This is a genomic window from Solibacillus sp. FSL W7-1436, assembly GCF_038007305.1.
Classification (GTDB): domain Bacteria; phylum Bacillota; class Bacilli; order Bacillales_A; family Planococcaceae; genus Solibacillus.
Map to the genome: position 1 here is coordinate 260,508 of NZ_JBBOWV010000001.1, position 12,061 is coordinate 272,568.

10 protein-coding genes are annotated in these 12,061 nt (G+C 40.7%); 2 read left to right on the plus strand and 8 right to left on the minus strand.

Annotated features, from left to right (window positions below):
• Window positions 1-11 precede the first annotated feature (11 nt).
• The 6 genes from pfkA to MKX73_RS01270 form a co-directional block, all read right to left on the minus strand.
• Window positions 12-971 carry a 6-phosphofructokinase gene (gene pfkA, locus MKX73_RS01245; protein ID WP_340715971.1) on the minus strand — a complete coding sequence of 320 codons (960 nt, stop codon included), beginning with the start codon at window positions 969-971 and terminating at the stop codon, window positions 12-14.
• A 155-nt stretch (window positions 972-1,126) separates the two neighbouring features.
• Window positions 1,127-2,083, minus strand: coding sequence for an acetyl-CoA carboxylase carboxyl transferase subunit alpha (accA, locus tag MKX73_RS01250; RefSeq protein ID WP_340715972.1), 957 nt, complete (start codon window positions 2,081-2,083; stop codon window positions 1,127-1,129).
• Window positions 2,076-2,948 (minus strand): acetyl-CoA carboxylase, carboxyltransferase subunit beta, encoded by an 873-nt coding sequence (gene accD, locus MKX73_RS01255; protein WP_340715973.1) that lies wholly within the window; start codon window positions 2,946-2,948, stop codon window positions 2,076-2,078. The genes accA and accD overlap by 8 nt, the downstream gene beginning before the upstream one ends.
• A 26-nt stretch (window positions 2,949-2,974) precedes the next feature.
• A complete protein-coding gene (locus MKX73_RS01260; RefSeq protein WP_340715974.1) occupies window positions 2,975-3,610 on the minus strand; it encodes a FadR/GntR family transcriptional regulator in 636 nt (211 codons plus the stop codon).
• 239 nt (window positions 3,611-3,849) lie between these two features.
• Window positions 3,850-6,924 carry a DNA polymerase III subunit alpha gene (gene dnaE, locus MKX73_RS01265; protein WP_340715975.1) on the minus strand — a complete coding sequence of 1,025 codons (3,075 nt, stop codon included), beginning with the start codon at window positions 6,922-6,924 and terminating at the stop codon, window positions 3,850-3,852.
• 19 nt (window positions 6,925-6,943) lie between these two features.
• Window positions 6,944-7,888, minus strand: coding sequence for a DHH family phosphoesterase (locus tag MKX73_RS01270; protein WP_340715976.1), 945 nt, complete (start codon window positions 7,886-7,888; stop codon window positions 6,944-6,946).
• A 92-nt stretch (window positions 7,889-7,980) separates the two neighbouring features.
• Between MKX73_RS01270 and MKX73_RS01275 the strand changes: the two genes are divergently transcribed.
• Entirely contained in the window at window positions 7,981-8,292 is a 312-nt protein-coding gene (locus MKX73_RS01275) for a YtpI family protein (RefSeq protein WP_340715977.1), read from the plus strand.
• A 48-nt stretch (window positions 8,293-8,340) separates the two neighbouring features.
• On the opposite strand, the gene MKX73_RS01280 is transcribed toward MKX73_RS01275, so the two are convergent.
• Window positions 8,341-9,648, minus strand: a complete 1,308-nt coding sequence (locus MKX73_RS01280; RefSeq protein WP_340715978.1) for a DRTGG domain-containing protein — start codon at window positions 9,646-9,648, stop codon at window positions 8,341-8,343.
• A 426-nt stretch (window positions 9,649-10,074) separates the two neighbouring features.
• Window positions 10,075-10,755, minus strand: a complete 681-nt coding sequence (locus tag MKX73_RS01285) for a metal-dependent hydrolase (RefSeq protein ID WP_340715979.1) — start codon at window positions 10,753-10,755, stop codon at window positions 10,075-10,077.
• Window positions 10,756-10,872: 117 nt separating this feature from the next.
• Between MKX73_RS01285 and MKX73_RS01290 the strand changes: the two genes are divergently transcribed.
• Window positions 10,873-11,961, plus strand: a complete 1,089-nt coding sequence (locus tag MKX73_RS01290) for a M24 family metallopeptidase (protein ID WP_340715980.1) — start codon at window positions 10,873-10,875, stop codon at window positions 11,959-11,961.
• The last annotated feature ends 100 nt before the right edge of the window (window positions 11,962-12,061 follow it).

The window sequence follows — 12,061 nt, forward strand, 5'->3', positions numbered from 1 at the left end:
TTTTATGCACTTTAAATTGAAAGCTCTTTTGATAATGTATACAAACTTAAATCTGCTTGGTGCTTAGTTTCAAATGCTTCTCTTAAATCATAATCGATTATAGCGTGATTTTTCACGCCAACTGCTCTTCCACCTTTGTTTTCCAACAATAGCTCTACCGCCCTTGCACCGAATCTCCCTGCTAAAACGCGGTCCCGAGCAGATGGAGATCCTCCTCGTTGTATATGACCTAATACAGATGTACGAATTTTAATTCCTGTGCGCTCTTCCAAAAGCTGTGCAAGTTTATGACCATTCATTACACCTTCAGCTACAATAATAATACTGTGACGCTTTCCACGAGCTGCCCCGCGCTCAAGACGTGCTACAATATCATCCAGCTCATACGATTCTTCAGGTATCAAAATCGATTCCGCACCAGCGGCCAAACCTGACCAAAGAGCAATATCTCCTGCGTCGCGGCCCATTACTTCAATAACAAACGTATTTTCATGACTTGTTGCCGTGTCCCGGATTTTATCGATTGATTCAACGACGGTATTAAGGGCCGTATCGAAGCCAATCGTATATTCTGTACCAGGAACGTCATTGTCAATTGTACCGGGAATGCCTACACATGGGAATCCTTTATCTGATAATTGCATGGCTCCACGGTAAGTACCATCTCCGCCTACGACAACTAACCCTTCGATTCCCTCTTCCTTCATGCGTTCGATTGCTCTATATTGAATATCATCCTGCTTAAATTCAGGGAAACGTGCTGAATACAGTTTCGTTCCGCCTCGTTGAATAATATCGCCAACAGAACCAATATCCAAAAGTTCGAAGTTCCCATTATAGAGACCTTCATAACCATGATATACCCCGACAACATTAACATTATGAAAACTCGCTTTACGAACGACTGCACGAATAACAGCATTCATTCCCGGTGCATCTCCACCACTCGTTAATACCGCAATCTTCTTCATACGACCTTTTCCTCCTATTACGCTGTTACTAACCACATTAACAGAAAATACGCTCATATGTAACTATTCTAGAAAACAAATTGTAAAGCTTTTGAAAAAAATGAAGAATGCGTTCTCACGCATTCTTCAAAGTATACTACTGTTATAAAACAACCTTATTGTTCTATATACTGTCCAATATTTTTAAATTTCATATAACGATTTTCAACTAATTCATCGGCGCTCTCTTTATTTAAGTCATTTAGTACACTTGTAAGATATTGTTTCATAAAAATTGCCTGCTGTTCAATATCCTTATGGGCACCACCGGCAACTTCCGGTATAATCCCATCAATAACTTTTAGCTGCTTTAAATCAAGGGCTGTTATTTTCATCGCTTCAGCCGCCTCTTTAGCATAGCTTGCATCTTTCCATAAAATTGATGCAGCGCCTTCAGGAGAAATAACCGAATACGTTGAATTTTCAAGCATCAAAATCTTATTTGCAACTCCAAGTGCAAGTGCGCCGCCACTACCGCCTTCACCAATTACAATACTAATGATTGGTACCCGAATACCGGCCATTTCAAACAAATTACGCGCAATTGCTTCACTTTGACCGCGTTCCTCAGCTGCTTTACCAGGATACGCACCTTTCGTATCGATAAAGCAAATAATTGGGCGTTTGAATTTTTCTGCCTGTTTCATTAAACGTAATGCCTTTCGGTAGCCTTCAGGATGGGGCATACCAAAATTGCGGCGAATATTTTCCTTTGTCGTTTTTCCGCGCTGGTGACCAATAATCGTAATTGGCTGACCATTGAATGAAGCAATCCCGCCAACAATCGCTGCATCATCTTTAAATGTACGATCGCCATGCACTTCGATAAAATCTTCAAAAATACGTTCAATATATTCAAGTGTCGTCGGACGGTCAGCATGTCGGGCTACTTGCACACGGTGCCAAGGCTCCATATTTGCATAGACGTTTTTTTCAAGTTCCTGCAAGCGTGTTTCCAGCTTGTCAATTTCCCCGCTCATATCCACATCCGCTTCCGTGGCAATTGTTTTTAACTCTACAATTTTTTCACGAAGTTTTACAACCGGTTCTTCAAATGCCATTAATTTAGACATGCGATACGCCTCCCTGTACATGCAGCTTAACAATTGTTGCAATTTTGTCGCGCATTTCTGTCCGGTTAAAAATTGCATCAAGCTGTCCATGATCTAATAAAAATTCTGCTGTCTGGAAATCATCCGGTAACTTTTCACGTACCGTCTGTTCTATTACACGACGTCCCGCAAATCCAATCAGACTTTGAGGCTCTGCAATATTATAATCGCCTATCGATGCAAAACTAGCCGATACACCACCAGTAGTCGGATGCGTCAAAATTGAAATATATAGTAAGCCATTCTCGCTATGGCGTTTTAAAGCAACACTCGTTTTTGCCATTTGCATTAATGACAATACCCCTTCTTGCATACGCGCACCGCCACTTGCCGTAAAGATAATGAACGGCACCTTCAGCTCTGTAGCCTTTTCTACAGCACGTGTAATTTTCTCGCCAACAACCGATCCCATCGATCCCATACGGAAGTGCGAATCCATTACAGCAACAACGACCTGCATCCCTTTTAGTGCACCTACACCTGTTAATACAGCTTCGTTCAATCCTGTTTTCTTAATATCTGCCTGCACTTTTTCCACATAGGCAGGGAAGTTTAACGGATTTGTAGTTTGAAGATGATCATCCATTGAAACAAATGAACCCTCATCTAAAAAACAGGCAATTCTTTCATTGGCATTTAAACTAAAGTGATGCTGGCAATTTGCGCATACTTTCAAGTTTTTTTCGAGTTCTTTTGTGACATGTATCGTTTTGCATTTAGGACATTTTGTCACGATGCCTTCCGGAAAAGATTTTTCATCTTCTTTTTTAGTAATATTATCTGTATTTTTTTTACGACTAATTGTAAATAAATCACGAATCGCCATCGTAATCCCCCTTTATATTCACATAATCATTCTTTAATAATGACCATCCATTTTTCATATGAATCAATTGCTTCATCCAAATAGCCCATTTGCAATGAAGCAAGCAGTATTTTTAATTCCATTTTCTCTTCTTCTGTAATTTCATTTGCCAATAGATTGTTACTGAAAGAAAGAAGCTGGAGCCAAATTTTTAAGGCAAGTCGGTTACCTGAAACGATCATACACTCACGAAGTATGTCTTCTCTTTTTAACTCCTGCCCAAGCTCTACCTTTACAAAAAAGCTCTGCCAAATCGGCAGTGCGCTCAAATTGTCAGACTTGCAAATAATTCGAATCGCTTCTTTTTCATGCATTTCTCTCGTTGCATGTACATCCGCAATCGATTTTTCGTCCTGCAAAATAAACGATCCGACAATTTCAACAAACTGATGGTGCTGCATACTCGCCAAATACGTACCACCGCCATGCCTTGTTTCGATTAAGCCCAGCAGCTCCAGGCTGCGTAAAGCCTCCCGTACCGAAGACCTTCCCACTTGCAGCTGCTCGCTTAACATTCTTTCTGAAGGAAGTTTTTGCCCTTCCTGTATATTTTGTTCCGCAATTAAATCATGCAGTTGCTTAACAATTTGAATAAACATCTTTTTTGCGGGCTTATCTTCCACATTTTTCACCTCACCGTGACTGCCGCTTTCCATTATTATTAACAAAAGTGGTCAGACCAGTTACTAAAGTAAGGATACAAAAAGTTTTTCATATTGTAAAGAGAAAATATAAAACTTATATTTTATATATAATAAAATTTGCGAATATATAACCAGATTTATGTTTTTTCGATAAATTTAGATGAATCCATATAAAAAGAGCGCCTCTAAAGCTAGTAGAAGGCGCTCTTTAAAACTATTTATTTTATAATAATCTGTTTAACTTTAATTTGTTGTTTATTAAATCGATGCTCGTAAAAACCTTCGATATAAAGCAATCCCTCTTCCCGGATTTTCCCGACTACTTGCTCATATTCTTTCGGAAACAATGTTAAAGATACAATTCCAAACTCATCTTCCATTTGAACAAATGCCATCAGCTCACCGCGCTTTGTACGGAGTTGCCGCATTTCCCGAACTTGACCGATCATTTTTACGAATGCGTTGTCCTTAAGCTGCGCCAAAGTTTGAACAGTTGCCGTAACTTCCGGAAAACGGCTGCGTAATTTAACGATTGGATGATCGGATAGATAAAAACCGAGTACATCCTTTTCGTACTGGAGTTTTATTTTTTCCGGCATTGGGGATGTTTCACTATATTTCGGTTTACCGAATGCAAGCAATGCTCCTTCGAACAAATCATCCCCGCCCGGCCGTACAAAATCGGCCTGTTTTTGTGCACCTTCGATTGTAGCGAGCAATGTGGCACGATCTTTGCCGAACTCATCTAGTGCCCCTGCTTTAATGAGCGGTTCGATAACTTTTCTGTTGAAATTCTTTGTCGTCAACGTTACAGCCAAATCAAATATAGAATCAAACGGCTTTTGCCTTTCTTCACGAGCAATTAGCAGTTTTTGCATAAATGGCTGCGGTACACCTTTAATCGCAGACAGACTAAATCGGATTTTCCCGCTTTCCACTTTAAAGTGACGCATACTCCGATTAATCGACGGCGGCAAAATTTCGATTCCTCTTGCTTTTGCCTCCATTATAGTTTGGGCAAGCTTTTCCGTATTACCAGTTGCATTTGTCAGGAGAGCAGCATAAAAATTGACCGGATAATTGGCTTTCAAATATGCCATCTGGTAGGAGATGACACTATAGGCAACGGCATGACTTTTCGGGAAGCCATAATCGGCAAACCTGACAATCAATGCATACACTTCTTCCGCCACCTGCTCGGTATAGCCTTTTGTTAAAGCGCCTTTTACGAAAGTGGCCCGCTGCTGTTCCAGTACATCCCGCTTCTTTTTACTCACAGCACGGCGGAGTAAATCAGCCTGTCCAAAAGAAAATCCTGCCATCACATTTGCAATGCGCATGATTTGCTCCTGATAAATAATAACACCGTAAGTCTCTTCCAAAATCGGCGTTAAATGCGGGTGTGGCATGATGACCTGCTCTTTTTTATGTTTTCTTCTTGCATACATCGGAATAAATTCCATCGGGCCCGGTCGATACAGTGCATTGACCGCAACAATATCTAAAAAGTGGGTCGGTTGAATTTCACGTAGTGCATTTTTCATGCCATCCGACTCCAGCTGGAAAATACCATTCGTGTCGCCATTTTGTAAAAGCTCAAATGTCTTTCCATCATGGAGCGGAATTTGATTAAAATTGATTTGCGTATTATGGGTAAACTGAATCGACTTCCGTATTTGCTCTAAAATCGTTAAATTACGGAGCCCTAAAAAATCAATTTTCAATAATCCGTTTTGCTCCACTTCCTGCATCGGCCACTGCGTTAAAAATATTCCGTCATGTCCTTCTTCGATTGGTACGACATCGACTAATGGAACAGGACTCAATACGACCCCTGCTGCGTGTGTCGACGCATTCCTTGGAAGTCCTTCCAATCGAAGAGATGTTTGAAACCACTTTTGGCGTATAGGCTCTGCTGTAACCCATGCTCTCAAGTTTTCCGACATTGCATATGCTTCCTTCAATGTAATGCCGTGCTTATTCGGTATCAGCTTAGATATCATGTCCAGTGCTTCATTTTCAAAATTGAACATACGGGCAACATCACGGGCAACCGCCTTGGCAGATAGTGTTCCGAACGTAATAATTTGTGCGACATATTGTTTGCCGTATTTTTTCGCAACATACTGAATGACTTCATGCCGTCTCGTATCTAAAAAATCGATATCGATATCCGGCAGTGTAATACGCTCCGGATTTAAGAACCGTTCAAACAGCAAATCGTATTGCAATGGGTCCACCTGGGTAATCTCGAGTGCAAATGCGACAAGAGAAGACGCGGAAGAACCACGGCCAGGACCTGTTAAAATTTGCGCTTCACGTGCAAACCGCATAAAGTCGGCTACAATGAGAAAATAATCCGAATAGCCCATCGACTGAATAACATGAAGCTCATAATTCATCCGTTCAACATACTGAGTTGGCAATGTGTGCATATTTAAACGTCGCTGTAAACCAGCCACTACTTGCTGCTGCAGCAAGTTTTCCGCCGTCTCCCCTTCGCCAACAGGAAACTTCGGCATATAAACATTATTTGTATTGATTTCAATTTGACAGCTCAGTAATAAATTTTCCATTTGCACGAGCCATTGTTGCTGATCATGAAACTTCTGCTGCCACTGTTCAGCCGTCAGTAAATGATTCCCCTGTTTATTGCTTTCTACTGCATCACTCAGTTTGACACCGGTATGGATAGCTTGTGCCACTTCATAGGCAAAAAAATCCTCGTCATTAAAAAACAGACTTTCATGAGTTGCAACAATAGGAAGAGCATTTTTTTCAGCGAGCAGCACTGCCGAACTTTCCAAATCTGCTGTGTCGGCTAAACGGGAAATACCGATATATATTTCATCCGGGTAAGCCTGAATAACTTCTTTCAATATTGGCTCCGCTTCCTGCTTCAGCCATAACCCCTGCTGCTCAAGCGCGGGAATCATAAAAGCAATCCCCTTTCCATATGCTAACAGCCATCTCAACGGAATCGTCTGCTCCGGCCGAATGGAAATACTGCTGGAAATTTTCAACAAATTACGATACCCTTCGTTTGTTTTTGCATATAAAACAAGCGGCAATGATTGCTCTTCCGACAATTCGAGCTGAATCGTCAAGCCTGCTACCGGATGAATACCGGACCTTTTCATTTCAAACCAAAAAGGCAAAAGACCGTACAATTTCGTATTAACAATTGCACAGCTTTTTGCCTTTTGCTGATGTAAAAAAGGGATGAGCTCTTCGATACGAATTGTACTTTTCAATAAATCGGCACTTGTCCGTACTTGCGGATATACAGTCACCCATCATCCCTCCATCATATTATTTATATTCACTGCAAATGACTTTCAAATCTTCAATTACCTGATCTGCCTCTTCCCAAGAATATGCTGTAGCTCCGGATGCAAGCGGATGCCCGCCGCCATTATACTTTTTCGCCAGGCCGTTGATAACCGGACCTTTCGAACGGATGCGAACACGAATTGTATCATTGTCTTCAATGAACATTACCCATGCACGGATATTCTTTACATTGCCCAATGAACTAACCAATAGGGATGTTTCAGAAGGGGTCGCATCATATTGCTGTAAAATAGCTGCCGGCAATTTAATAGAAGCAGCACCGTTTTCATCCATTTCAAAATTCTGGTATATATAACCTTGAAGGTTTAATAGTTTGCGTTCCATTTCGTACATACCATCAAATACTTCATTTCGGTTGAAATTATATTGTACTAGCTGTCCTGCTGTTTCAAATGTTTTCGGACTGGCGCTTGGATATAAGAAACGTCCAGTATCGCCGACTATTCCCGCAAATAACAGGCGTGCCGCTTCATCGGACATATCCCAATTTGCATATGTTTTGCCTTGTTCATAAAGCTCATAAATCATCTCACTGCAAGAACTGGCATCCGTATCCACCCATAATAAATCACCATAGGCATCATCATTCGGATGGTGGTCGATTTTAATAAGCAAATCGCCGTTTACATAGCGCTGATCATCTATACGCTCGGTATTCGCTGTGTCTGTCACAATAACCAGTGCATTTTTAAACTTTGCATCTTCAATCTGTTGAGGAGATGCCATGAAAGATAATGAGTCGTCATGCTCACCGACCGTGTAGACCGCTTTCTCCGGATAATTTGCCCGAATCAACTCAGCAAGTCCTATTTGTGAACCGTAAGCATCTGGGTCCGGTCGTACATGGCGATGCAGTACAATTGTTTCATATTGTTTAATTTTGTCAATAATTTGACGTTTCAATACATTTCCTCCTCGTCCATAATGAATACCTATATCATTTTCCATTAAAAATCGTTACAATATTTAGTAGTTTGGCTATTAGGAGGTTCAATATGGTCTATTTAAATTTTCTGTTTGTTGCCTGTATTATAGCATCACTAGTATTTTATTTTTATTTCAAAACTAAGCAGTTCCGTTCGACACTGCCTATTCGTCGTAAATGGTATACTGCGAAAGCCGGAGTTGCGCTTGCCGCATTTCTTATCTTCTTCGGTCTGAATGCAACGATTCTGTACCCGGATATTCTCGGGTTTGCCGTTGCAGCTATTTTCTTTATCATTGGTGCGGGTTTAGGTGTTAATAACTATAAACGCATGCAGCATGAAGGCCGATACATAAAAGAAGAATACGAACTGAACAGGTAAAAGAACGGGGTCGGCTGAAAGCATTCTACTTTCAGCATGACCCTTTTTTTATCGTTCTAATAGCTGGAATGTCATCATCGCTTTTCCTACAAGATTTGCTGCACTATATACTTCAAAATCCATTTTCACGAATTTACGGGACATGTCCAAAATTCTAGGACGCACAGTCAATACACTTTCCATCTGAACTGGTTTGATAAAATAAATATTCATATTTTCAACAACCGCTTCTCCGCGTTTACGACGCTTCAGTGCAAATGCACCGACTTCCGATAACAGGATTGTAAAAGCACCATATGAAATCGCACCAAACTGGTTTGTCATTTGCGGTGTAACAGTAAATTCCACTTCAATATCTTCTTCACCCATGACACGCATTTCATTTTTCACTAAATCATCGATCGTCTCGCCATGCTGTGGCTGACGCTGCGCTAATTGAATTGCCTTTAGTACGTCCTGACGGCTGATAACCCCTTTTAGTAAACCTTCTTCATCGATGACAGGAAGCAAATCGATTCCTTCCCAGATCATTCGGTGTCCAGCCGAAGCGACACTCGTTTTCATCGAAGCAGCGATCGGGTTCTTTGTCATCACTTTATCAACCGGCTCCGACTCTTCTTTCCCAATCACGTCCTTGCTCGTAATCATTCCGACAAGCCTGTTTTGACCTGTCACTACAGGAAAGGCTCCATGTGTCGTGCGACGGTTCTGTCTATGAAAATCTGCAATCGTATCATTATTTTTTAATACAGCCGTATCTTCTATTGGAACATATATATCTTCAATCAGTAATATATCTTTTTTAATCAGCTGGTCATAGATGGCACGGTTGATCATTGTCGCCACTGTAAACGTATCATACGTTGTAGAAATAATCGGCAGATCCAATTCATCTGCGAGCTCTTTATTGGATTCATTTGTATCAAAACCGCCTGTAATTAATACAGCAGCCCCTGTTTTCAATGCGTATTCATGTGCCTGTGTACGGTTACCGACAATGAGCAGGCTCCCTGCATCTGTATAGCGCATCATATCATCAAGCTTCATTGCACCAATTACAAATTTCGTCAAAGTTTTATGGAGACCTGTCTTTCCTCCTAAAACTTGTCCATCTATAATATTTACAATTTCGGCAAATGTTAAGCGTTCAATGTTTTCCTTCTTTTTCTTTTCAATTCGAATCGTACCTACACGTTCGATCGAGCTTACAAGACGTCGGTTTTCAGCTTCTTTAATCGCACGGTAAGCTGTCCCTTCACTCACTTGCATTTCCTTTGCAATTTGACGAACCGAAATTTTATCGCCAACTGGTAGTGATTCAATGTATTGTAAAATCTTCTCGTGTTTCGTTGACAATTACATCACCTATTTCTCATCATTCATTTATGTCTTTAGTGTACCATATTTAAACGGTGCAATTATACTATTTTCAATACATATACCCGTATAATTGCTTATAAATGTCAGAAAAATCTCAAGTAATAAACAAGAAAATGTCAGTCTCTTCATAACCAAAAATACCATTTTTCTCTTTTGAGAAAAATGGTATTTTTTTGCTGCAGGTAATATTGATTTCCATTTGAGGATGCTTTCCGCGGCCACGCCGTGGGGCCACCCACCATTATGAGAATCATAAAAGCGTTGCCACAGGAAAGGGCTCTTAGCTTTTGCTCCTAAGTCTCAGGCGTCAGTGCTCTCAGTGCTCCGGCCGCTCCGCTTTCGTCGCAAAATAAGTCTCGCTGTCCCTGAAGGAAACTATTCTTGTAGGGAAGGAGCAGTAAATCAGAATTTCACAAATTCCCCTGGCTGTAATACTTGTACATCAGCGCCTTCGACAAGTTTCTCAAAGTCAGCCGGATCTTGCTTAATCGGCGGGAATGTGTTGTAGTGGACCGGTACAACAATTTTCGGCTTCAATAACGATACCGCATAAGCGGCATCTTCTGGTCCCATTGTAAAATTATCGCCAATCGGTAAAAAGGCAATGTCAATCGGATGACGTTTTCCGATCAACTCCATATCCCCAAATAATGCCGTATCGCCAGCATGATAAATAGTTTTGCCTTCTGCCGTAAATAAAATTCCAGCCGGCATTCCCATATAGATTATTTCGTTATTTTCCGTTACATATGAAGAGCCGTGGAACGCCTGAGTAAATTTCACTTTCCCAAATTCAAATTGGTGTGCACCACCAATATGCATATTGTGGACTTTGCATCCTTGCCAGCCTAAATAGTCTGCAAGCTCATTTGGTGCAACAACGAGTGCATCATGTTTTTTTGCAAGCTCCACAGTATCTCCGACATGATCATTATGTCCATGCGTCAATAAAATGACATCCGGTTTTTCATTTTCAACATTTAAATCTGTTTGTCCATTTCCATTAATGAAAGGGTCAATTAAAATTGTAGTCCCATTTGTCACAATTTTTACAACGGAATGTCCGTGAAATGAAATTTGCATATAACATACCTCCTAAAATAACCTTCCCTGTATCATTCGATATTTATGCATAATTCTCCTTTTTTTGATATGCTTATACCGCGAATTCATTAATTGAATAACAAAGGAGTTTATACAATGTCGAAATTAAAACAATTACAAAATCATTTACTTGAAAATGGTTGGGATGCTGCTTTTATTACAACACCTGACAATGTTTTTTACTTTTCCGGTTTTAGAAGTGAGCCGCATGAACGCTTACTTGGAGTTATGGTATTTAAGGATGCGGAACCGTTTTTGATTTGCCCTAAAATGGAAATGCCTGATGCAGTAGCTGCAGGATGGGCTTTCGAGGTTGTCGGCCATGAAGACACTGAAAATGCCTGGGATGTAGTTGCAAAATATGTAGCTGCTCGCAACGTTGCATTCGACACATTGGCTATTGAGAAATCACATTTAACAGTTGAGCGTTTGGAAGCGATCCAAGAACGTTATGAGGAATTGAAATTTGCAGGGATCGATGACAAAATTAATGCGCTGCGTATTTCAAAAGACGAAGCGGAACTTGTAAAATTACGTAAAGCTGCCGAATTAGCGGACTATGCAATTCAAGTTGGCTGTGATGCAATTGCAGAAGGCGTAACTGAAATGGAAATTTTGAATACGATCGAATCAGCTATTAAGGCAAAAGGCTATGCGATGAGTTTTGATACGATGGTATTGGCTGGGGAAAAAGCGGCTTCTCCTCATGGAACACCTGGTAACCGCAAAATTAAAAAAGGTGACCTGATTTTATTTGACTTAGGTGTTATTTACGAAGGTTATTGTTCGGATATTACACGAACTGTAGCATTCGGCCAGCCGAATGACGAACAAATTGAAATTTATAATGCTGTTCGCCGCGCAAACGAAGCTGCAATTGAAGCAGTTAAACCGGGTGTCCGCGCAATGGACTTGGATAAAGTTGCCCGTGATGTCATTACAGACGCAGGCTATGGCCAATACTTTACACACCGTTTAGGGCACGGTCTTGGTATTTCTGTTCACGAATTCCCTTCGATTAACGGTGCCAACGAATTTGTTCTGAATGAAGGAACCGTATTTACAATCGAACCCGGCATTTATAAAACGGATGCAGCAGGTGTTCGTATCGAGGACGATGTAGTCGTTACAAAAGATGGTGTGGAAGTACTTACATCATTCACAAAAGAACTTGTAATTTTATAATATATTAGTTCATTTGATTGTATAGAAACTATTAAATTTGCATAAACTAAGCGGGCAGTCCCTTTTAAGAGGATTGCTCGCTTTTCATTTTCTATAGACT

Excerpts from the sequence above, each read along its gene's own strand:
- pfkA (WP_340715971.1), bottom strand. The coding sequence starts at position 971 with ATGAAGAAGATTGCGGTATTAACGAGTGGTGGAGATGCACCGGGAATG.
- accA (WP_340715972.1), bottom strand. The coding sequence starts at position 2,083 with ATGTCTAAATTAATGGCATTTGAAGAACCGGTTGTAAAACTTCGTGAA.
- accD (WP_340715973.1), bottom strand. The coding sequence starts at position 2,948 with ATGGCGATTCGTGATTTATTTACAATTAGTCGTAAAAAAAATACAGAT.
- MKX73_RS01275 (WP_340715977.1), top strand. The coding sequence starts at position 7,981 with ATGGTCTATTTAAATTTTCTGTTTGTTGCCTGTATTATAGCATCACTA.
- MKX73_RS01285 (WP_340715979.1), bottom strand. The coding sequence starts at position 10,755 with ATGCAAATTTCATTTCACGGACATTCCGTTGTAAAAATTGTGACAAAT.
- MKX73_RS01290 (WP_340715980.1), top strand. The coding sequence starts at position 10,873 with ATGTCGAAATTAAAACAATTACAAAATCATTTACTTGAAAATGGTTGG.